At 36.3% G+C, this 22,526-nt stretch carries 17 protein-coding genes and 1 tRNA gene; 5 read left to right on the top strand and 13 right to left on the bottom strand.

Annotation, left to right across the window (positions count from 1 at the left end; translation table 11 throughout):
* The first annotated feature begins 627 nt into the window (after window positions 1-627).
* Complete coding sequence (locus J2S13_RS05085; RefSeq protein WP_307256628.1) at window positions 628-1,908, top strand: D-alanyl-D-alanine carboxypeptidase family protein; 1,281 nt, start codon at window positions 628-630, stop codon at window positions 1,906-1,908.
* A gap of 389 nt (window positions 1,909-2,297) precedes the next feature.
* On the opposite strand, the gene J2S13_RS05090 is transcribed toward J2S13_RS05085, so the two are convergent.
* The 3 genes from J2S13_RS05090 to J2S13_RS05100 all read right to left on the bottom strand — a co-directional run bounded on the left by J2S13_RS05090 (window position 2,298) and on the right by J2S13_RS05100 (window position 5,281).
* A complete protein-coding gene (locus J2S13_RS05090; RefSeq protein ID WP_307256629.1) occupies window positions 2,298-2,504 on the bottom strand; it encodes a DUF1657 domain-containing protein in 207 nt (68 codons plus the stop codon).
* Window positions 2,505-2,820: 316 nt separating this feature from the next.
* On the bottom strand, window positions 2,821-3,933 hold the full coding sequence (ald, locus tag J2S13_RS05095; RefSeq protein ID WP_307256631.1) for an alanine dehydrogenase: 1,113 nt from the start codon (window positions 3,931-3,933) through the stop codon (window positions 2,821-2,823).
* 103 nt (window positions 3,934-4,036) lie between these two features.
* Window positions 4,037-5,281, bottom strand: a complete 1,245-nt coding sequence (locus tag J2S13_RS05100) for a PucR family transcriptional regulator (RefSeq protein ID WP_307256632.1) — start codon at window positions 5,279-5,281, stop codon at window positions 4,037-4,039.
* Window positions 5,282-5,464: 183 nt separating this feature from the next.
* On the opposite strand from J2S13_RS05100, the gene J2S13_RS05105 reads away from it, so the two are divergent.
* From J2S13_RS05105 to J2S13_RS05115, 3 genes are read left to right on the top strand one after another with little or no spacing between them, the layout of a single operon-like run.
* Window positions 5,465-6,553 (top strand): GerAB/ArcD/ProY family transporter, encoded by a 1,089-nt coding sequence (locus J2S13_RS05105; RefSeq protein ID WP_307256693.1) that lies wholly within the window; start codon window positions 5,465-5,467, stop codon window positions 6,551-6,553.
* Window positions 6,550-8,052, top strand: a complete 1,503-nt coding sequence (locus J2S13_RS05110) for a spore germination protein (RefSeq protein WP_307256633.1) — start codon at window positions 6,550-6,552, stop codon at window positions 8,050-8,052. The genes J2S13_RS05105 and J2S13_RS05110 overlap by 4 nt, the downstream gene beginning before the upstream one ends.
* Window positions 8,052-9,314 carry a Ger(x)C family spore germination protein gene (locus tag J2S13_RS05115; RefSeq protein ID WP_307256634.1) on the top strand — a complete coding sequence of 421 codons (1,263 nt, stop codon included), beginning with the start codon at window positions 8,052-8,054 and terminating at the stop codon, window positions 9,312-9,314. The genes J2S13_RS05110 and J2S13_RS05115 overlap by 1 nt, the downstream gene beginning before the upstream one ends.
* Before the next feature lie 60 nt (window positions 9,315-9,374).
* On the opposite strand, the gene J2S13_RS05120 is transcribed toward J2S13_RS05115, so the two are convergent.
* The 9 genes from J2S13_RS05120 to J2S13_RS05160 form a co-directional block, all read right to left on the bottom strand.
* Window positions 9,375-9,782: a PaaI family thioesterase gene (locus J2S13_RS05120; protein WP_307256635.1), complete on the bottom strand. Its 408-nt coding sequence runs from the start codon at window positions 9,780-9,782 to the stop codon at window positions 9,375-9,377.
* 138 nt (window positions 9,783-9,920) lie between these two features.
* On the bottom strand, window positions 9,921-10,352 hold the full coding sequence (locus J2S13_RS05125; protein WP_307256636.1) for a DUF1284 domain-containing protein: 432 nt from the start codon (window positions 10,350-10,352) through the stop codon (window positions 9,921-9,923).
* A gap of 409 nt (window positions 10,353-10,761) precedes the next feature.
* Window positions 10,762-10,941 carry a hypothetical protein gene (locus J2S13_RS05130; protein WP_307256637.1) on the bottom strand — a complete coding sequence of 60 codons (180 nt, stop codon included), beginning with the start codon at window positions 10,939-10,941 and terminating at the stop codon, window positions 10,762-10,764.
* 243 nt (window positions 10,942-11,184) lie between these two features.
* On the bottom strand, window positions 11,185-13,068 hold the full coding sequence (selB, locus tag J2S13_RS05135; RefSeq protein ID WP_307256638.1) for a selenocysteine-specific translation elongation factor: 1,884 nt from the start codon (window positions 13,066-13,068) through the stop codon (window positions 11,185-11,187).
* A gap of 124 nt (window positions 13,069-13,192) precedes the next feature.
* Window positions 13,193-13,789: an SCO family protein gene (locus tag J2S13_RS05140; protein WP_370873965.1), complete on the bottom strand. Its 597-nt coding sequence runs from the start codon at window positions 13,787-13,789 to the stop codon at window positions 13,193-13,195.
* A 144-nt stretch (window positions 13,790-13,933) separates the two neighbouring features.
* Window positions 13,934-16,045: a heavy metal translocating P-type ATPase gene (locus J2S13_RS05145; protein ID WP_307256640.1), complete on the bottom strand. Its 2,112-nt coding sequence runs from the start codon at window positions 16,043-16,045 to the stop codon at window positions 13,934-13,936.
* 520 nt (window positions 16,046-16,565) lie between these two features.
* Window positions 16,566-19,697, bottom strand: a complete 3,132-nt coding sequence (locus J2S13_RS05150; protein ID WP_307256641.1) for an SbcC/MukB-like Walker B domain-containing protein — start codon at window positions 19,695-19,697, stop codon at window positions 16,566-16,568.
* Window positions 19,694-20,839, bottom strand: coding sequence for an exonuclease SbcCD subunit D (locus tag J2S13_RS05155; protein WP_307256642.1), 1,146 nt, complete (start codon window positions 20,837-20,839; stop codon window positions 19,694-19,696). The genes J2S13_RS05150 and J2S13_RS05155 overlap by 4 nt, the downstream gene beginning before the upstream one ends.
* 192 nt (window positions 20,840-21,031) lie before the next feature.
* Window positions 21,032-21,128: transfer RNA gene (locus J2S13_RS05160), tRNA-Sec, on the bottom strand.
* Window positions 21,129-21,306: 178 nt separating this feature from the next.
* Between J2S13_RS05160 and J2S13_RS05165 the strand changes: the two genes are divergently transcribed.
* Window positions 21,307-21,732 (top strand): DUF2621 domain-containing protein, encoded by a 426-nt coding sequence (locus J2S13_RS05165; protein ID WP_307256643.1) that lies wholly within the window; start codon window positions 21,307-21,309, stop codon window positions 21,730-21,732.
* A gap of 52 nt (window positions 21,733-21,784) precedes the next feature.
* Here J2S13_RS05165 and J2S13_RS05170 read toward each other — a convergent pair whose 3' ends face one another.
* On the bottom strand, window positions 21,785-22,276 hold the full coding sequence (locus J2S13_RS05170) for a CcdC family protein (protein ID WP_307256644.1): 492 nt from the start codon (window positions 22,274-22,276) through the stop codon (window positions 21,785-21,787).
* Between the last annotated feature and the right edge of the window lie 250 nt (window positions 22,277-22,526).

The following is a 22,526-nucleotide window of genomic DNA, read 5'->3' on the forward strand; positions in this document are numbered from 1 at the left end:
ACCCGAATGTTGTCATTTTTCTCCAATGTATCTTCTTTCCTTCACCCGATATCCGATCCCTTCACGATGTTTTTTTGATAACAAACACACAATGGATGAATTTGTCAGTGTAAAACGCTTACAATTCATTCTATGTCGATTTCCCCGCTTTTATGCCAAAATAATGTATATTATGAAAACTAGTTTTAAACGTTATTAGATTGTTTTCATTATATAGGAAAAATATGCAAGTTGTATAGAATATATTTTTTTAATAAAGTCATATTGGAAATTCTTTATGTAAGTTGATCCAGTAAATTTCACGCTGGTAGTTGCTCAATTCTTTGGTCTGCAAAATGGGTGAACATCATTCCAATGAAGAAAAAATGTGTTGCGACACTTGTTAGTTATGTTTTCAAACATGAACAACTTCTTGAAGATGATGTAGGAGAAAGAGACTTGGAATCCACCATAACCATCTTTTCTCCGTTTACCTCCCTTTTGATCCCCCATCCTCTTTTCTACTTTTGATGTTTATTTCTATAGTTTATGGTATAATTCTCTAGCTGTCTTTTTCAGTTAGAAGTTGTTTAATTTAATAATTCAAATCGCAGGATTAATCATTTTTATTTATAGGAAGTGAACTTAATGAAATGGATGAAACACATCATGATATTGATTTTACTTAGTACAAGCTTTATAGTGATCCCTCAAACATCTGAAGCCTCCTCCCATTTGGATGTTCAGGCAAGGTCCGCCATTCTTGTCGATGCCAATTCTGGGAGAATTCTTTATGGAAAAAATATCAATGATTCCCTTCCCGTTGCCAGTATGTCTAAAATGATGACCCAGTATCTTGTATTAGAAAATATTCAAAAAGGCACGATTAGTTGGGATACCGTTTATAAAGCCAAAAAAATCGATCAACTATTATCAACGAAACCAGGTTTAAGTAATATCCCACTTTATGAAGGAGAAGAATATACGGTAAAAGAATTATACGATTCGATGATGATCGTATCTGCCAATGCATCAAGTAGAGCACTTGGTGAGATTGTCGGGAAAACGGATAAACACTTTGTTGAAATGATGAATCAAAAGGCAAAAGAATTGAAATTAACTCGTTCTTACTTTGTCAATACATCGGGACTGAATAATACCGATCTTGCCCCTTATATCGTCGAAGGGACAAACCCAACAGATGAAAACCATATGTCTAGCCATGATCTGGCCATCCTTGCTTACCGTATCGCTCATGATTTTCCAAATCAACTTTCCGCAGAACAAATCGAAAAGAAACCCTTTCACGTAACAGAAACGATCGTCGTTGAAATGATCAATACAAATCAGATGCTTCCGAACGGGAAATACGCCTACGACGGAATCATCGGAATGAAAACCGGAACGAACGAAGCGGCAGGATATGGCTTTACCTCCCTAGCTAAGCGAGATTCACGCACCTTTATTACGGTGATTATCGACGGGAAAAATAAAGAAAATCAAGGGACTTCAAAGGCTCGATTTGCCCAAACAAAGAAGCTTCTCGATTATGGATTCCACGAATGGCATTACGAAAAACTTTCACCTGTTGATTTTCTACCCGAGAAAAAACGAACCGTTACAGTTGAAAAAGGAAAGCAAGATGCAACCACTCTTTCAGCCAAAAGAAAGAAAATTTTAGTGTTAAAGAATGAACCTATGAAAGCAAAAGCGGAACTGGCATTGACTCCATCCAAATGGACAGAACAACAAAAACTCAAAGCTCCAGTCGAAAAAGGCGAAAAAGTTGGAAAGGTCCAGCTAGTTGGAGACACCTTTGACTATTTAACACCTGAGTTAGAGAAAGCCGCGGTTCAAGATGTATATGTAAAAGAAGAAATAAAAAAAGAAAACTGGTTTGTCTTACTCTTCAAAAAGATGTTTTCTTAAAGTCTAAAACGCCTAGAGCTTTTCCTATCTAGGTGTTCTTTTTTATTTTTAATTCCTCCCTTATGTTACAACCATCTCCTACCTTTTTCCCAACCCTCATTATCATCGATGGTCAAATACTACAACATAATTTACACTACTTAAAAAAATGATGAACGGCTTGAAATGCAGTTAATGGCTCATAATTTGCGAAAAGATGAAATAAATCGGATTTCATTGGCAACCTATACTCAACAAGGACATCTGGCGGTTGACTTTTTCTTCATAAAAAAACAAGGCCCATCCTTTTACAAACCAGGCTTTGCCCCATAACAAAACAAGCTGTCCCGATAAGTGTTTGAAGGTGAAAACACTTATTAAGACAGCTCTGTAGCTTTTGCTTTAATACCTCATTGTTCTTTAAACTGCGGTTCCTGCGATTGAATATATTGATATCGTGCATTTAAATTATCTAAAATTTGCTGTTGCTGCTTCGCTAAATTTTGAAACATTTGCTTTGCAGCTTGATCCTCTGTTTCCAAAGAAAAAGTTGTTAAGTTTGACAACACTCCTTGGCAATTCGCAATCGTCTGTTGCATTTGTGTAGCAACCGTCATATCCCATTCACCTCCATCTCCTTACTAGATTGAGGTAAAAAAGAGATTCTTATGATTTCCATTTTATTCATTTAAGATTACTTCCAATAGAATCATTTACTACCCCAGGAATAATGAATGGCAATGTCACAATTTAAGTAAAAATTCAATATATATAAAAGGATTTACAAGATCGTCATGAAAAGCCATCCCTAAATTATAGTTTACATAATATAATTATCGATTATTCTCAAATAATGAATGATGCGTATGGGGGAATTTCAATAAAAGAGAGAGAAAAAAGATGCCTCCTAATAGAGAGACATCTTTTGAATACTTACAATAATTCATCTACTGAAGAGTAATTATAGCCAAGGTCTTTTGCAACAGCTTCGTAAGTTACTTGACCTTTATAAGTATTGACACCCAGTTTTAATGGTTGGTTTTCTTGAATGGCTTTTACGAATCCTTTATTAGCTATTTGTAGAGCATAAGGAATCGTAACATTTGTTAATGCCATTGTAGATGTACGTGGAACCGCACCTGGCATATTCGCCACTGCATAGTGAATCACACCATGTTTTTCATATGTTGGATCATCGTGAGTCGTTACATGATCAACCGTTTCGAAAATTCCTCCTTGGTCAACTGCAACGTCTACAACAACAGAACCTGGTGACATTTGTTTAACCATTTCTTCTGTTACTAGTTTTGGAGCTTTTGCACCTGGAATAAGTACAGCACCAATAACTAGGTCAGATTGTTTAACAGCTTCTTCGATATTATGAGGATTCGACATTAACGTTTGGATTCTGTTTCCAAAAATATCTTCTAATTGACGAAGACGTTCCGCATTTAAATCAATAATCGTTACATCTGCTCCTAATCCCATAGCAATTTTCGCAGCGTTTGTACCAACCATCCCACCGCCTACTACGGTCACTTTACTACGTTGAACACCTGGGACTCCGCCAAGTAGAACCCCTTTACCTCCGTAGTTCTTTTCTAAAAATTGCGCACCAATTTGAGCAGCCATACGTCCCGCTACTTCACTCATTGGAGATAATAGTGGCAATGTACGGTTTACGGAAACAGTCTCATACGCGATAGCTGTTACTTCTTTCTCTACTAATGCTTTCGTTAATTCTGGCTCAGCTGCTAAATGTAAGTATGTAAAAAGCAACAGATCTTTTCGGAAATATGGATATTCAGAAGCAATTGGTTCCTTTACTTTCAATATCATATCAGCTTGTCCCCAAACGTCTGAAGCGCTTTCAATCAATTTAGCACCAGCTTGTGTATATTCTTCATCAGTAAAACCGCTACCAAGTCCAGCAGTCGCTTCTATTAATACTTGATGACCAGCTTGTGTAAGATTCACAACCCCTGCAGGCGTAATAGCCACACGGTTTTCATTATTTTTAATTTCTTTAGGTACACCGATAATCATATTTACATCCCCCTAAGAATTAATTACTCTATAATAATATGACAATTTTACGAAATTTTCATTATGTAATTTTCAAAAAAACAAGCGAGATATTTGTGAAATTTCACAAATCGCTCAATTCCATACGAGACATCAGCAAATGAAGATATAGATTCATTTTCTGGTTCGGGTCTTTTAAATTGAAATCCGCAATTTCAGAAATTCTCTTTAAACGATATGATAGAGTATTTATGTGAATATGTAAAATTTTTGCAGCATCATTTACATTGCTATCACATTGTAGAAATACTTCAATCGTTTTTAATAAATTCGTTCGATGTTGTTCATCATATTGTGTTAATTTTTCTAAAATCAAATTGCGATCATGATGCTTCTTTTTATTTTCATATAAGGTTTGAATAAACTGAAAGACTCCTAAATGATCATAGGAGACCATTTTTTCACATTCATGAGGAAAGAGCTGTTTCATTTGCAAGACATATAAAGCCTCTTGAAAGCTTTGATGAATATCAGAAGGCTTTGTATATAGACCTCCTACTGCCCCTGTGACATGAGACATCGATTGGAGTCTCTCCCCCATTTTATTAGTGAAATGGGAAATAAAGGAATCGATCTGCTTTTGTTGATCCATTGTAGGAAGTTTCGTAAGTAGGATCAATTGATTCGATTCAAATGTCCGACAGAGAACCGGAATCTTTTGAATATTATCGATTAAATAATTGGCTTGACTTTCAATAGATGGGTCTAGCTTATCTTGAAATTCAAAAACAATGACAGCTAATACACCATCAAAATTCAGATCAAAATGCCGGCATTCTTTCTCCATATCCTTCCATTTTGTTATATGACCTGTCAGCAATTTCCAGAAAAATTCTTGATAATTTTCATCATTTTCTCTTTGATTTTTCTGGTGCTTCATTAACACTTGTTTGACTACTTTTGCGGACTCTTTTAATATATCCATTTTTTCACTCGAAAACGTTGTCGTCGCATGCGCCCAAATAAACCCCAATACTTCTTTGTTTTTCCAAACAGAAATCGCTACCCTTTCTCCTAATCCGACATTTTCAATTTTCGGTATGACGACAGGCTCCCCACTTTCAAACAGCTTCGGGATCGCCCCCACTTTCCATAAACTATTAATCACTTGCTCCGGAACTCGACGTCGCATGATCGTGGCAATTCTAACGGGATCTACTTCCCCTTCATGGCGGCTATACGCAATGATTCGATGATTAGCATCCTCAATGGTAATTGGACACTCCAACTTCTCACTAATACGATCTGCTAGTATGTCAATCGAAGCACTATGGTCGGTAAAGAATCGATTTGCTTTGTCTTGGATCATCTAAATGAAGCTCCTTCACCTGTAAAATCATGGATATACTATTATACCATACTTTTCTAATAAATGGTCTATCTCATATGCCTTCATCATTTGAAAAATTTCATAATTTTTATTTATTAGGTAATCCTACAAGAAGATGTTCCTTTCTATAACGTTCACCTTCAAAGAGGATGATAATCATTGATGAACACAAACGGACCTATTAGTTTATTTCAACTGATCCTATTAGCCGTTACGGCCTTGGGATTAAAAGTTCATGTCTTAATTATTGATCCGTTAATCGATACGGCTGGTCGAGATGCCTGGATTTCCCTCATCTTAGTCCTATTCGTATCCATTATTTGGGCAATTTTGCTAATTTATATTCATAAAGGAACGAACCAAGCGCATTTGTTTACCTGGTTAAATGAGAAGTTTGGGAAGGTGGTATCCTTTCTTTTTGCCGCTTTGCTCTATTTATTTTTGATCATCATCGGGGCAGTGACATTAAAGGATACGGTTGTTTGGACAAAAGTAACCTATTTGCAAAATACTCCTTCATTCGTATTAGTCGGGCTTTTTTTATTCCTTTGTGCAGTAGCAGCCCTTACTGGATTACGTGGACTTGCTATTGCTAATTTCTTCATCTTATTTTTTGTCATTATTTTTGGATTTTTCGTTTCTTTTACAAATATGCAGTTTAAAAGTTTTTCATTGTTACTTCCCGTTTTAGAACATGGATTTCAGCCCGTGATAAAAGGGAGCATTTACCCCTTATCTGGTATGACTGAACTGTTTATGTTTATTATATTCCAACATCGTGTGAAAGAGGAAATAAAATTCAAGCATCTTGTCCTTACCGCTTTCCTCCTTTTTTGGTTGGCTTTTGGACCGACGATTGGGGCGATCACAGAATTTGGACCATCGGAAGCTAGTAATCAACGTTTTAGTGCTTACGAACAATGGGGACTTGCATCTTTAGGTAGGTTTATTGAACATTTGGATTTTTTATCCATTTACCAATGGCTTTCAGGTGCTTTTATCCGTATTTCTCTCATTTTCATTTTAATATTAGAAATTTTTAGTACCAAGAAACAAAAGGCGACCTATTTCCTTTTCATCATAATGATTGTTGCTCTTTTTGTATTCTGTCTTTTACCGATTAGTGACATCATTTTTTATCGCTTACTAAAAAATGTCATCCTTCCCTTTTCATTTTACTTTTTTGCTAGCATTACTCTACTCATAGGGCTATTCGTATTCATTTCAAAAAGAAAAGAGGAATCCCAGTGAAAAAGATAAAAAAATTATCCGAAGTACTAGATTCACAACAAAATAAATCGTCCAACAAACAAATAAAACGATTAAAAGAATTGTTTGAATCTAATTCAGATGTAACGTTCAAACCTGTTCATTTTGTAAAGGAACAGCAATCTTATGAAGTGCAACTTATTTATTGCGAAGGAATGATTGACGAACAAGCTCTTGACCAAAGAATTATGGAGACACTTAATCGCTTTTTTGCAAAGCCATCTGTTCTACAATTATCAAAAGAATATATTTTAAACCATTTATCCATTCCTTCTTTACAGTCAATCGAGAAAACAGAAGATCTATTATCTAATGTTTTTAACGGTGCAGTGGTTTTGCTATTCCAAGGGTGTGAAACCTTATTTGCAGTTAATCTCGGAAAAAAGCCACAGCGTCAACCGGAAGAAACAAATATGGAAGTGGCCATTGTCGGTCCACGTGATAATTTCATAGAGGACATTACCGTGAATATGGCGCTAATCAGAAAACGGCTTCCATCGAACTCTCTCTGTTCTGAAGACTTCATTATTGGGAGGCGTTCACAAACAAAAGTAAGAGTACTATATATTAAAGATATTACGGATCAGCAAATACTACAGGAACTTCGAACAAGCATTCATCTTATTGATATTGATGTCCTATTTAGTGGCAATCAGTTAATGTCATTAATTGAAAAAAAATCATCTTTTTTCCCAAGATATGACTATAGTGGTCGTCCAGACTTTGCTGTTCAATCATTAGTGACAGGAAGAGTGATCATTTTGATCGATGGATTTCCATATGTCATCATTACACCAGCGAATCTATTCCTCTTGTTTAAAAGTGCGGAAGATAGCGCATTTCCAGTCGTATTTAATAGTATGGAAAGATTAGGGAGAATCATGGGCTTATTTATTGCTATATTTGTTCCAGGATTTTGGATAGCCATTACGGCCTTTCATCAAAATCAACTGCCCATTTCCTTACTTGCCACTGTAGTCGAATCTAGGAGAGGAGTGCCGTTATCCCCAGCATTAGAAGGATTTCTCATGTTAATTATCTTTGAACTATTTCGTGAAGCAGGACTAAGACTTCCCATGGCAATCGGACAAACCTTAAGTGTTGTCGGGGGACTTATTATTGGAGATTCGGCAATTCGTGCAGGAATTACAAGCCCATCCATGTTAGTCGTCATCGCTGGGTCGATTGTAGCTGGTTTTACGATTGTCAATCAAACGCTAACTGGAACCGTCAGTGTCCTTCGATTTTTTGTCCTTTTATTATCTTCCTTTTTGGGGTTCTTTGGTTTTTTTGTTTCCATGTTTTTTATTATTACTTATTTATCCAATATCCGAATATTCGGGGTGCCTTATTTATCGTTTGTAACGCGTTTTGATATCAAATCAGTTTTGGTCACTTCCTTTCGACTCCCTTGGAAAGCATACGCAAAACGTCCATCAATGTTAAATCCGAAAGATTCAACGAGAAAAGAGGGAGAGTAATGGCCCAGTCCATAAAGACAGAATCCCAGCCAAACGGACACAAGATGATCACTTGTCAAAATAGTTTGATTCGAAAATTTCAGGTCATGATCCGATCCTTCTTTTCGAAAAAAAATCGCCTATTGCTTTTGATGATTAGCAGCGTGCTGTTCATTCATGGCTGTTCTGATTCAACGCCACCAGAAGATATGGTATATGCACATGGCATTGGAGTAGACTATGTTGATGGAGAATATATTATATATTTGCAGATCATTAATCTTGGGAGTATTGCTAAAACAGAAGGAGGCGGTGATGAAGAAAAAGATCCAACAGAAATGGGCAGGGTAAAAGCGAAGAATTTAGATGAAGCCTTGTTTAAATTGTATCAATCCTCGCAAATTAAAATATATTGGAGCGATGTTTCTTTTTTAATCCTCACTGAAAATTTACTTAAGGAAAAAGGGATACAAGATGTGATGGAATTATGGAATCGGTATCCAGAAATCAGGTATCATATTAATATTTTTTCAGCTGAAGATCATTTAGAAGACATATTATTATTTACACCATTACTTAGTATTTCAACAACCTTATCTAAACTATCGCGACCTGAAAGCAGCTTAAAACAGAGCTCCTTTCTTCCAATGAGAAATATGCGGGAATTCGTTATTGCTTTAAATGAACCAGGTTACAGCGTACCCATCCCCAAAGTGTACGTGACAAAAACAGTGTGGCAAACGAACAAGGAGCCAAGAAATATGGTTGGCTTTTCAGGGGTTACCCTTTATCATCGTGACAAACATTATTTAGGAAAAATATCAGAAGAAAAAGCGAGGGGGCTCAGATGGGTAACAAACCATTTTACCCGTGATCAATTGACCATGAAATTATCAGACGATAACGAAACGTCGTTAGTCATCAAAGATAAAAAATCAACAATCATCCCATTTGTGCAAAATGGGGAAATTCGGTTTAAAATTAAAATAAACGCAAAAGCTTCAATTAATTTATTTGATAAAGCCGTACCTTTAGAAGAGTTGCGTAAAGAGGCAGTGAAAACAATGAGAAAGCAAATTCAGACCACTTATCAGACCGCTTTAGAACAGGGCTCTGATATTTATAATTTATCTGGCGCACTTTACCGCAAAAATAATCCCCTTTGGAAAAAGAACCAAGTTTCTGGTGAAATTCCTTTATCAAAGGATTCTATTGACATTGACATCCAATTACAAATCAAAGACTCTGGAAGTCTACGCTTCCATCCAACTATCGAATCATGATTGAAATAGGGAAGGTGTTTCGGAAATCGGTTTCCAAATCTCCTTCCTATATCCCCTCGATTATTTCCCTCTCATCAATTTAAACGTGCCAGAACCTTTGGCAATGAGTTCGCCTTCTTTGTCGTAAAGAATCCCTTCCACGACGATGGTTTTATAGCCCTCATGTACAATGAATCCTTTTGCGAAGATATCCCCTGTCAAAACGGGTTTTATGTAATGAATATTTAAATTCATCGTATTGCATTTTATTTTTGTTTTTGAAACAATCGTCATTCCCATGACAAAATCAATCATGGAAGCATGTACCCCTCCATGTAATGTTCCGTTTGTATTCATGAAATCTTCTTTTACTTGAAGTTTCGTTTCCACATTTCCTTCCTCAAATGAAAGAATTTCGATACCTAGAAATTGGAAATAGGGGCTATCTTCAAATTTTTTTCTTACATCTAATAATTTCGCGTCAATCATCTAGTCACTTCCTTCAATAATATTCATGTTCAGGAATATCTTATCATCCATTTCACTTTGTTACAATTTCATAAGCAAAATGAACGGGATGAATATGCAACAAAAAAAGCAAGATGTCCTCCTCATCCTGCCTTCACGCTATTTTTTTATCTTATATTTTTTCCGTAGGTTGGCCATTCCTTCTTTACATACACCTGCAGCTAACCAGGAACAATTTTTACAAAGGATATCTAAATCATCTGGAACCACTCTCTTAGCGGTTAAAGCCACAAGCTCTGATTTCAAATAGCTTTCACCTTTTTTTAATCCTAAATGATGGATCACATTTTCATCCAATGTTAAGACATGTTCATTAGAATTCGCCGATGCTTCACATCTTGTCTCGCCACGATTGGGACAAGCCGCGCAGGCTTGATCTAAATCAGCAACAACTTGAATGAAAAAATCCTTCTCTTCGTTACGAATATCCTCCACAATCTCTTTCATTTTCGCAACAAAGCCATCATTATATCCCATCCCGCGAAATCCGTGAACACACAAAAGATGGTGGCCACGCAACACTTTCTCCATCCTCATCACCTCTATAAAATAAATTATACTAGAAATGACGAGAAATTCATTAATATGTGATATCTTTCTGTATTTGAGTTAAATAATTTCAATCATAAATGGAGGATGAAAGTGACTGTCGTCCTTGAAAACCGTATCTGTGTATCATCTTCTAGTCCCGAAATACATCTTCTTCGAGAAGTTGAAATTTTGAAAAGATGGGACGCTTTCTGAAATATTCAGAAAACGCACCTTACATTTGTGAGGAATGAGCATTGTAAAGGATAAATGAGGAAAAAACACATTACTTTTTAAACTCCATTAAAAATAATGGTTTCAATTAAAACATAATGAAAACTCGTAAGTCGAACAAATTAATACGGGATAGGTAATAATGTAGGCAGATACTTGTAGGAAACCTTTGATATGATTAATACTTTCTTGCGGAACAGTTTGGACATACATAAATATCTTCGGCATCAAAAACATCGCCTCGTTTGGTTTGTTCTAAAATGATTAATTGCTGACGAAGTTCCGCACGGAGACCTTCCCAACCACAATCACACTTAATCGGACTCGTTGAACCAAACTTATACATTCCATATTTCATACAATCACCTCTCTATTAATTTTCTGAAAATTTACTACATTCTTATTTTACTACATTTTGATGAAGTTGCAAATTACAAATTTGTGAATTCTCCAATGAAAACGATTCCATTAGCGGGATTTCTTTATTATTTTTCCCTTCCTTTTTTTCAGAATTCGAATCTTCATCGTTTTTTATTAACACTTTTCACCAATCATTCCATTGGAAGTGGTGTGGAGGGTCACACCACTACATGACAAAATTTTATTCGATCCAAAGTCGTTGATTCCCTTCTCTCTTTGTCATTCCTATACGATCACAAGTTTCAAGAAATGGAATCAGAAATTTCCGCGATAATTGGGTGATTTCCTTTGCTTTCTTTAATTCAAAGTGATCGTCTGTTTGAACATGTAAATTTTTCAATATTTTCTCGAAAACATCCATATGCCAGGCGAATTTCTCATCTAGCATTATGATTTTTTTCTCATAAATGAAAAATTGTTTTAAATCTTCTCTCATTTTTTCAGGAATTTTTTGCTGATTAAAATAAGCGAATAAGGAATCGGGATTCACCCCATCCTGTTTTAATAAGTGGAGTATTTCTTCCGCTCTTTTTTTCCATTGATCTGGAATATACGGATGAAAATGAGTCAATTGAAGGATTGGTCCCTTTTGTTTCCACACTAATTGTTCTTCTCCTCGTTCCATGACAAAGTGAATAAGATCTTTTGGATAAGAATTGGAAAGGACATGGATCAATTCCGCTTTCTTCATTCCTTGTTTCATCGGTTCTGATGTATGAAAAGCTTGAAGCTCATCTCTTATTTTTCCGTCTAATGAAGTAATGATACGCTCGTGTGTGTAATGCTGTTGTTTATATTGGATCCAAGGGGAGCTTTGGAATATTTTTTGCAATTGTTCTTCTGGTATGGAGGTTTCCTTTAACATATGTTGAAAAGCCATTCCTTTGTGGACTTTGATTAGCTCCAGCAATCTTTCTTCCGGTGTCGCTTCCTTCTTTTTTTTCAGTCGCTCCATTGTCCTTTGACCAAATCGATATTTTTCACCCTTGGGATCAATGACCCAACCCCCTCCAATCGTTTCAGGTGGAGAAGGTCGTCGGATAATGAACCGATCGCCTCGTTTAGCGACAATTGGCTGTTGTAAATTTAATTGACATAATATTTCTTTATGTTCACTTTCTACTTTGTTACGATCAAAAAATGTGATTTTCCCCATCACTTCAGCTGTTCCAATATACACCTTGACGAGCATCCTTTGTTTCACAGGCATTCTTATATCTGCAATCACTTGAAGAGAAACATCTAACATTTGCGTACTTGTGACATGTGGTGATGATACAAGTACATCCCCTCGATGAATTTCATTCTTCATTATATTCGCTAGGTTGATCGCTACTCGTTGACCTGCAAACCCTTTTGCTTCTTTGGAATGATGAACTTGAATTTGTCTTACTTTTCCTTCCAACATTTCCGGAAAAACATGCAAAGTATCCCCGTCATGAACGACTCCTTCATAAACGGTCCCCCGTACAACTGTTCCTTGACCTTTTACCGTGAAAACTTGGTCAATCGGCAGACGAAACTCTCCCTCCATACTACGCATTGGCTCTTTCTTTAGTTCTTGAATAATTGATGTTTTTAACGATTCGATTCCTTCTTTTGAAACGTTATCAACACAGAAAATAGGAGCATACTCAAATACAGTCCCTTTTAACTGTTCGCGAATATCTTCTTTCACTAACGACAAAAGATCTTTCTCCACTTTATCCACTTTCGTTACAACAATCATCCCTTGCTTAATTCCCAACAGTTGTAAAATTTCCGTATGTTCTTTCGTTTGTGGCATGACCCCTTCGTCTGCAGCCACCACTAATAAAACTAAATCAATTCCAGCGACACCCGCGATCATTTGTCGAATAAATCGTTCATGCCCTGGAACATCCACGACGGAAATATGTACCTCAGAATCTTCATATAATGGAGCAAACCCCAATTCAATCGAGATCCCTCTTATTTTTTCTTCCTTTAATCGGTCCGTATCTATATTCGTTAAAGCTTTCGTCAAAGCTGTCTTACCATGGTCAATATGGCCAGCCATTCCGATCGTAAAATACTTCTTCTCCAAGCGAACACCTTCCTTCATTCTTGCTGTATACAAATGTACAAGCTTATAGGGATCCTTGCAAATGTCTCGACTTGCCCCCATAAGAAAGAGAGCTTAAAAAAACTCAAGCTCCCTTTCTTTTAGTTTATTTTTGATTGATTAAAGTTTTCATATCTAAAACAATTTCATCATATGGTACATCTTCATACCCACTATAACTTTTTACGACGATTCCTTTTTGGTCAACAAGGTAAAAACTTGTTCCATGCATCACTTGGTCTGAATCAGGTTCTGGAACAGCTAATGTTTTTAAAGATTTTTCCGCAAATTCTTTAATGTCCTTAGAAGTATAACCTGTAAGTAAATCCCAATTAGACTCGTCCGCTTCATAGTAGCCGATATATTCTTTTAATTTTTCAGGTGTATCATTTTCTGGGTCCACACTAAATGAGACGATTCGATAATCTTTAATTCCTGCTTCTTTTAATTTTTGCTGAAGTTGTGTCATATTATGCGTCATCGGTGGGCAAACCGTTTTACAGTTTGTGAAAATTAAATCTGCAATCCAAACGGTTCCTTTCAAATCATCTAAACTTACTTTTTTATTATCTTGGTTTACATATGAAAAGTCTTGCATTTTCACGTCCATATTCCCTTGAAAATCACTATTACTACATGCGGCTAATAAAAGGAGTGCTGTGATAGTGGGAATGAATAAGATCTTTTTTAATAACTTCAAAATAATTCCCTCCTGAGAAGCTTCTGTATATATTCAATGGTAGACGAATGAAGAGTGATTCTCAACTTCCAACTGATTTTTTTCGTGAAAATTTAGTGACAGAAGGTGAAAAGCTTGAAATAAATGATCAAAAAAAGATTCTTCTTATTAGGATGGAACCATTAACGTACTTTCTTTCTTAGATTCGATTAGAACCGTTAAACTAATTAAAGTGACTAAAATTGTTGCTCCCATATCGGACATGATGGCAATCCATAGTGTTAACCAACCAGGAATGGTTAAAATTAGTGCGATTAATTTTAATCCCAATGCTATCGATATATTCCATTTAATGACGGCATTCACCCTTTTACTAATCGAAATCGCCGATGGAAGCTTGCCTAAGTGATCTTGCATTAAGACAATATCGGCTGTTTCAATGGCACTATCTGTTCCCTTTCCCATGGCAATCCCCAAATTAGCAGTAGCTAATGCTGGGGCATCATTGATTCCGTCTCCCACCATCGCAGTTTTTGATTTTTGAGTCAGATTCTTTATTTTCTCTACTTTTTCATCAGGCAATAACCCTGCAAAGTAATCAGTTAACCCAACTTTATCTGCTACCTTCTCAGCTGTCTTTTCATGATCACCTGTCAACATGACTGTATGTTCGATGCCAATTTGTTTTAGTTGATCCATAATCTCTTTACTTTCCGGTCGAATTTGGTCTGAAATCCCAAACATTCCTAATACATTCTCTTCATTGGAAATTATCACAAGCGTGAATCCTTCATTTTTCAAATCGTCGATGTCCCTTTGAATTTCTTCAGTCAAATTTAAATGATGTAAGCTTTTTTCATTACCAACGAAATATTTTTCCCCCTTCATTGTGGCGATGATCCCTTGTCCTGCTAAAGTTTGGATTTCTTCTGGATCGTAAAAAGAAATCTTTTGTTTATTGACCTCCTCCATTACCGCTTTGGCTAATGGATGGGAAGAGGACTTTTCAATGGATCCAGACACAAAGAAGAATTCATCCTTGTTATATACAATTGTTTTTTCAACAAAAGGTTTACCCTTTGTTAACGTACCTGTTTTATCAAAAGCAATCGTTTTGATTTTTCCAAGTTCTTCTAAGTAGACTCCACCTTTCACTAAGATCCCGTTTCTTGCGTTTCGGGTAATTCCCGAAATAATAGCAATCGGTGATGAAAGGATAAGGGCACAAGGACAACCAACGATAAGAACGGCTAAGCCTTGGTAAAACCAATCACCCCAATGTCCATTCATAAATAATGGCGGAATCGTCATAACTACGAATGAAATGAACATAATGAAAGGGGTGTAATATTTTGCAAATTGATTAATAAACTGTTCTGTAGGGGTTTTCGTTTCTTGTGCTTCAGAAACTAAATGCAAAATTTTAGCTAATGAAGAGTCTACATAGTTTTTGGTTATTTCGACTTTCAGCACTCCTTCATTATTAATACTGCCCCCATAAACAGAATCGTGAATTCCTTTATCAACAGGCATCGATTCTCCTGTGATTGCAGCCTCATTGACCGAACTTTTCCCTTCCAAGACAACCCCATCTGAAGGAATCTTTTCACCGGCCTTCACTAGAACAATATCCCCTCTATTTAACGATTGAATGGGAACAAGGCGTTCAATTCCATTTTCAATACGGATGGCTTCTTTTGGCGCCACCTTTAATAATGAATCCATGGATTTGCGAGCTTTTTCCATACCAAGCCCTTCTAAATATTCGTTCACACCGAAGAGGATCGCAACAAGTGTCCCTTCTTTCCATTCCCCAATACTAAATGCTCCAATAAGCGCAATGGTCATGAGTGTATCAATATTAAATTTCAAGCGAAACAAATTTTTAATTCCTTTTATAAATGTTTGGAAGCCACTAATGGCGGTTGCTGCTAAATATAATCCAACTGTAACGGAAACAGGTAACCAATTCGTTGTGAACATCGCAAGTAAAAACAATCCGAATGAGATGGCCACGAGCAATTTCCAATTAGGCCCATTTCCATGGGGGTGATCATGCTCTTCGTGTCCTTGATTGTCCATTCTCTCACGTACAAGCACGGCTCCATCTGACGCAAGGATTTTTTCTACTTTTTTTATATCCACGTCCTTTGAAATATTAAGCTTTCCAGAATTGAAAAAAATTTTGGCATCTTTGCCATTTGGTAATTTTTGAATTTCCTCTTCCATTTCTCGTGCACAATTTGCACATGATAATCCTTTCAAACGATATTCATCCATAACCGCCCCTCCGTTCCTAACCTGCTATAAAAAAAGTTTAACATACCTTCCACACTATATATATGATTATATGCTCATATTTCGAAAAAGTTTTATATTTCATATTTTTCACCTTTAAATCGTATAAAATCCTCTTCACACCCAATCCAAGTTATTCATTATTGTAGACAAAATCAATGAAAGTATAGGAATCTTATTTCAAATAGATTGCAATTTCATTTGGATGAATAAGGGGGCAGCAGTTATAAAGTAAACTTCATTCAGTGGGGGTTTTCTTCATTCCCCACTAAAATGTTAGTTAAACTTATCGGTTCCTTAGAAGCAGTGATCCTCCACCTATCTTCTCTGTTTCCGAATCATTTTGAGGTGGAGGTTTAACTGCCCGTTTAGGTGGGATAAAGAAGCGGTTGATGAGATGATCTTTAAGTTTACAGGGATTTCTTTAGGTAAAAGATTATCCCATAGTGTTCGACAAGACACACTATGGAACAAATAAAATGGTAATGACTCTTTTTTAGGATTAATGGAAAAAGTGAAATTGTGTGTAACTCCCTTTCTGTGTTGCGACTACTTCAAGTCGAGCGTCAATTCGTTCTTTTAATTCTGGAACGTGGGAAATGATCCCTACCAAACGACCACTATTTTGAATTTCCATTAATGATTCAATAGCCTGATCTAATGATTCAGGATCTAACGTTCCAAATCCTTCGTCAATGAACATTGTTTCAAGTGAAACTCCTCCTGAATATTGTTGAACAACTTCTGCAAGCCCTAACGCAAGGGATAAAGCTGCTTTAAAACTTTCGCCCCCTGATAGTGTCTTCACATGACGTTCTTGTCCAGTATATTGGTCGAAAACTAACAATTCCAAGCCACTTTGCGTATTCCCTTTCGCGCGTTCTGTTTTTCTTAACAGCTGATAACGTCCACTCGTCATTTTGGTAAGTCGCTGATTAGCTACATGTAAAATATCATCTAAAAATGCGGCTAAAACAAAGCGTTCAAATGTTAATCGATGAACATTTTGTCCGCAAGCGATATCGGATAAATCACCAATCATTTTATACTGTTCTTCTAGCTCTTTTAGCTGAACATTTAATGATTGAAGCTCATGTTGAATTCGCTCGTTAAAGCGTATATTATGCTGGATATTACTCATTTCCTGATTAATCTTGTCCAATTGTTCATTGATTTTTTTAAATTTTTCATCCAAAGCTATCAGATCGGGTTTTTTGACATTTTGTAAGTTTTGGTTTAATTCTTGTAATCGGTCTGTAATCGAACGATAGGTCTCATGATAATGTCGAATTTGTTGTTGAATTTTATTTATTTGATCCTCTGAACGTTTTGACTGCTCATAATGTTTGTAATCCACAAATTGTTCGTCTTTCATCATCGATAAAAATAATGATTTTTCTGTTTCTAATGATTGATTTTTTTCTTCGATCGTTGTTTGCATTTCATCCAATCTCGACTGAAAGCCCTTCGTTTGAATTTGAAAATCATAATACTGTTTCTCTGTTTCCTCCAGCCTTTGTTTCATTTTTTTCTGTTTTAAAACCATTCCATTTAATTCTTTATCAAATACTTCCTTTTGATGTAAGGTTTCTGGAATTGATTCTGTCATTTTTTCAACTTGTGTCCGCTTTGCAATATATTGTTCCTTGACTTCATTTTCTTTTCGTTCATAGGTAGCTAATTGTTCTTTTTCCTGCACTTGCATATTTTTTAAACTTTCCATTTTCTCAACTAATATAGGATGTTGATGAATGATATCGGCATTGCTAGACATCCTTGTATTCATCAAATCCATTTCCTGTTGAAGATGATCTTGGAAATAAGCCGTTTGTTCAACTGAATAGTTCCCAACGGACTTCGTTATTGCATCTGATTCTTCCTGAATATTATATTCCAGCGTTTCCCGTTTGGATTGATATTCAAATAATTTCCTTTCCTTTTTATGTTTTTCATTTTCATATTGTAAGACGGTTTCTTTAGCCGCTTTCAGGTCTTCCTCACTTGGTAAATTTTCTTGGACCATTGCTTTATTAGGATGGTGAGTTGAACCACAAACAGGACATGGGGCATTGTCTAGTAATTGCTCGGCAAGTAATCCTGCTTGTCCATCCCGCCAGTTCTCTTCAAGATGTTGCAATGTTGCCTTTGCATCTTCAAAAGACCTTTCAATATGTTGGAATTCTTCAAGTTCTTTCGTTTCCACTACATGTAGTTTTTGCAGCTCTAATTGCCAATTCGCTATTTTGTTCAATTTCATCCAGACTTGCTTTGTTTTCTCTTGCTGCATCTGATCTTTCAAAAATTGCACTTTCAATTCGTTTACTTGATTAACCTTTCGATCGATTTGTTCCAACTCTTTCTCGATTTTTTCTAGTTGTATTTGCGTTTGCTGTTTATTACGGTGCACTTCCTGGGCTTTTGTCTGAAGTAGGGCAAGCTCTTTTTTCTCGTTGGAAAAAGAATAGACTAACGGCTTCATCGATTCTAATTGATTGATTTCCTTAGCGAGTTCATTACGTTCTCCCTCTCGACCTTGTTCCTCTTCATATTGTTGCTTTACCTGTTCTAGTTTTTGCTGAATGTTTTGAAATTGTTCTTGCAATTTCTGTTGTCGAGATGTTAACTCTTTTTTCTCATTGCTTAATTTTCGACAATATTCTTCTTGCTGAGCTAATTTACCGGACCTATTCGCTAACAGGAGATCCTGTTCGAGTTGATGAATTTTTTCCCGGTCCTCGTCAAGCTTGATTTTTTCGTTCTGTAATCGCATTTGATGGGTAAATTGGTCGAGTAAGACTTTCGCTTGAGTTTGCTGTTCAATGATCTCATCATGTGCCTTTTGGCTTTTTTCATATTCATCCATTAATATGGATTGTTTATTTTTCATTTGTAATAGCTCGTTATCTAATAGCTGTGTGATTTCGATTTCATTTAAGGTATTTTCTTTAAGAAGATTTTGCATCGTTTGAGAGTATGGTTGTATGCTTCCTAGTAGCCGGTTCCGTTCATTCAGAAGGTGATGGACTTGATTTTTTAGTTCCGTTGCTTCTGCTTTTAATCTCTCTTCTATCATTTTATAAAACTGAGTGGAAAAAAGTCGTTGCAAAATGACTTCTTTTTCTTTGCTGTCAGATATTAATAGCTTACGAAATTCACCTTGGGGGATCATTAAAATTTGCCGGAATTGATTCGCATCCAATTGAATCAGCTCTCTTATCTTTTCATCTACTTCACGAACATTTCCAGCGAGTATTTCTTTTTTTCCCTCATGATTGATCGCATATAATTCCGCTTTAGCATTGACAGTTGTATACCCATCACCGCGTTCCTTTTTTTTCTCCTGTTGAGGGGAGCGCCATATGTAATAGAGTTTATTTCTTAATGAAAATAATAAAGATACTTCGGTCAAAAGATTATCCTTCGCAAACTGGCTGCGAAGTTCGTTGCCATTGCGGTCCTCTCCACTTGCTTTCCCGTATATGGCATAGCTAATTCCATCAAATATCGTCGTTTTACCAGAACCGGTTTTCCCTGAAATGACAAACATGGTTCGATTCCCTAATTTTCGAAAATCAATTTCTTCTTTCTCTGCGTAAGGTCCGAACGCTTGCATCATCAAATTAAGTGGTCTCATCTGCTTTCAGCCTCCAACTTTACCTTGTCCATGACATTCTTCATAATTTCCCGTTTTTCACTTGAAAATGATTGACTTGTCATTTGTTCATAAAAGTGAGTAAATAGATCTAAATCTGATTTTTTCTCATCCCGAACTGTTTGGTAGCTTTGTTTTTTTCGTAGATCAATTGCTTCAATCTTTCGTTCTAAATGAAGGATATTTGGATATACTTTTCGGAGTTTTCCCATGGGATCCACAATTGCCCCTTCATCCTTCAAAATAACTTTAATATAGTCTTCTGTGTTCTGCTGTTGATAAAAGGCAGGATCTAATAGCTCATCCAAAAATGCTTCTATTTCCCTCATATCTAAGGATGGTGTGAGAGAATGTTCTTTTAAGGAAAAGTTCCCTTTCTCATCCATCTCAATAATCGAGACACTCTTTCGTTGTTTTGCTTCCGAAAAAGAATATTTTAATAGAGAGCCAGAATAGCGAATCGTTTTATGTTTAATAGCATCGGGGCTATGCAAATGCCCAAGTGCTGTATAATCAAATGGAGAGAAAACATCACTTGGAACACAGCCTGAGCCCCCAACAGACAAAATACGTTCTGAATCAGATGTCGTCCCACCTAGTACAAACGCATGCCCGACTAACACATTCGCTTCATTGGGATTTAATTGTTTTTCTATTTTTCCAACCATTGCCTTCATCGCCTCTTCATGGGAATGAATCGACTCATCATCTAATAGCTCACGGACAATTCCAGGCTCTGCATATGGAATAAGGTAAAAATTTACCCCATTTATGTTTACCGGGCTAAAATCGTTTGTTAATCCACCTTTTAGATAAAATCGACTATGCTGAAACCACGATGCACCAAATGAAAGTCTTTCCGCACTATCATGATTACCTGAAATAGCGACAATGGGTGTTTTGAGTTCTACATTTATCGTAAATAACATCTCATTAAGCAATTCCACAGCCTCTACTGGTGGAACGGAGCGATCATATAAATCACCAGCGATAATAACCGCATCAGGTCTCTCCTCTTCCACAAGCTTTACAAATTGCTGCAAGACTTCTCTTTGTTGTGTGGTCATATAAATTCCATGTACTAATTTACCTAAATGCCAATCAGCTGTATGAATAAATTTCATTATGAAAACACCTCTACTAAGCTTGTTATCGAAGTCCATTATATCAAAAACATCGATTTCATTGATTTTAATTAAAAAGGGAACATCTGTTCTTATTATATGATAAATAGATTAAATTTTCAATCTTCTTTTCTATCTATCTAAAATAAAAAAAGCTAGTCCAATACTAGCTGTTCAGTTCATCATCTTATTTGGCGGGACTGCCTGGGAATCGAACCCAGCAGAGACGACACGCGCCTCTCGAATAGTTTTGAAGACTACGACCTGCACCAGCATAGTAATCAGCCCCATATTGAAACCATCTTACTACTATTTTTTTAGTAAATCAATCATTTGTCCTTACCATTTAAATGAGTAGCCACTAACGTTTTGGTCGAACAATTATATAATAAAGAACCTTTCCCTTGTCTACAGTTTAACCGTTTACTATAATAATTACGAATAGAAGGATTTCGGAGGTATTTTTCATGCTTGAGGGTTGGTTTTTATATTTTATCTTATTTTGGGTTGTTGTCTTAATGGGATCGTTTGCTATTGGAGGGTTTTTCATGTTCCGGAAGTTTTTGAAAAAACTACCAAAGGCAGATGGTAAATCGGATATGGACTGGGAAGAATACTATGTGAACCAAACTCGAAAGCTTTGGCCAGAGGATCAAAAACAATTTTTAGAGGAATTGGTGAGCCCTGTTCCAGAACTATTCCGCGATGTAGCCCGTCATAAAATCGCAGGGAAAATTGGCGAAATTGCTTTAAAAGATCGAGCGGAGCGAATTACCCAAGAACATGTCATCCGAGGATACATCGTTGCCACTCCGAAACGTGATCATAAATTTTTAAGAAAGAAACTTCATGAAATGCAAATTGATGTAACTCCCTATGAACATTTATTCTAATAAGGGAGGCAAAAGAGAGGAGTACCATGCTTCCTCTCTTTATTTATTTCTATCAACTAATCGGATTAGCCTCAATTGAATCCTGCCTCACTTTATTTAAAAGTTTTCGATATTGCAAATACATGGCAATTCTCCAAGGGACGATCATGGCAAAAGCTAAAAGGAAGAACATCCCACTTAATTGTCCTACTTCAATCGTTGAACTTAATAGCACCTTCCCTACTAAACGAACGACTAATAAAGCAATTAAAATATAGATAAATGCTTTTGACCGTTTTAAATATATATCATTTTCTTTAATTTCAAAATTGGATGTTTTAATTAAAATGATGGAAAACAAAAGCCCTACCACAATCGATTCAATTATTTCCATAGATGTTAATCGAAACTGTGGAAAAATGTACATGAGTGCACCTGTACTCATAAAAAAGGGAGGTAAAATGATTTTTTTTACTGATGTCGGTTTCTGCGCAGCTTTCATCCTAACAAAAATAACTAAAGTCCCCATTATTACTGCCATTATTGTAGAGGCTATAATCAACATATCAATCATCCTTCGTACACTAGTTTGCATTGATATTATATATTAAATTCATTGGAAGAACAAATGCGAAAGCGCCTGTTCATCGGCGTACGGATTTCGTAAGTTTCGACTGAGATAAAGGAAACACGGCGAGGTACTCCACGAGCCGATGTTGACTTATCGGAGGGAGAAAATGGAGAAATTCGCTAGCCGATAGGCGCTGTAGCTAGACGATCAAATGCGAAAGCGCCTGTTCATCGGCGTACGGATT

The organism is Oikeobacillus pervagus (genome assembly GCF_030813365.1).
Taxonomy (GTDB): Bacteria; Bacillota; Bacilli; order Bacillales; family DSM-23947; genus Oikeobacillus; species Oikeobacillus pervagus.

Excerpts from the sequence above, each read along its gene's own strand:
- J2S13_RS05105 (WP_307256693.1), top strand. The coding sequence starts at position 5,465 with ATGAACACAAACGGACCTATTAGTTTATTTCAACTGATCCTATTAGCC.
- J2S13_RS05170 (WP_307256644.1), bottom strand. The coding sequence starts at position 22,276 with ATGTTGATTATAGCCTCTACAATAATGGCAGTAATAATGGGGACTTTA.
- J2S13_RS05100 (WP_307256632.1), bottom strand. The coding sequence starts at position 5,281 with ATGATCCAAGACAAAGCAAATCGATTCTTTACCGACCATAGTGCTTCG.
- J2S13_RS05130 (WP_307256637.1), bottom strand. The coding sequence starts at position 10,941 with ATGAAATATGGAATGTATAAGTTTGGTTCAACGAGTCCGATTAAGTGT.
- J2S13_RS05125 (WP_307256636.1), bottom strand. The coding sequence starts at position 10,352 with ATGGAGAAAGTGTTGCGTGGCCACCATCTTTTGTGTGTTCACGGATTT.
- J2S13_RS05145 (WP_307256640.1), bottom strand. The coding sequence starts at position 16,045 with ATGGATGAATATCGTTTGAAAGGATTATCATGTGCAAATTGTGCACGA.
- J2S13_RS05120 (WP_307256635.1), bottom strand. The coding sequence starts at position 9,782 with ATGATTGACGCGAAATTATTAGATGTAAGAAAAAAATTTGAAGATAGC.
- J2S13_RS05155 (WP_307256642.1), bottom strand. The coding sequence starts at position 20,839 with ATGAAATTTATTCATACAGCTGATTGGCATTTAGGTAAATTAGTACAT.
- J2S13_RS05115 (WP_307256634.1), top strand. The coding sequence starts at position 8,052 with ATGGCCCAGTCCATAAAGACAGAATCCCAGCCAAACGGACACAAGATG.
- J2S13_RS05090 (WP_307256629.1), bottom strand. The coding sequence starts at position 2,504 with ATGACGGTTGCTACACAAATGCAACAGACGATTGCGAATTGCCAAGGA.
- J2S13_RS05165 (WP_307256643.1), top strand. The coding sequence starts at position 21,307 with ATGCTTGAGGGTTGGTTTTTATATTTTATCTTATTTTGGGTTGTTGTC.
- J2S13_RS05150 (WP_307256641.1), bottom strand. The coding sequence starts at position 19,697 with ATGAGACCACTTAATTTGATGATGCAAGCGTTCGGACCTTACGCAGAG.
- J2S13_RS05085 (WP_307256628.1), top strand. The coding sequence starts at position 628 with ATGAAATGGATGAAACACATCATGATATTGATTTTACTTAGTACAAGC.
- ald (WP_307256631.1), bottom strand. The coding sequence starts at position 3,933 with ATGATTATCGGTGTACCTAAAGAAATTAAAAATAATGAAAACCGTGTG.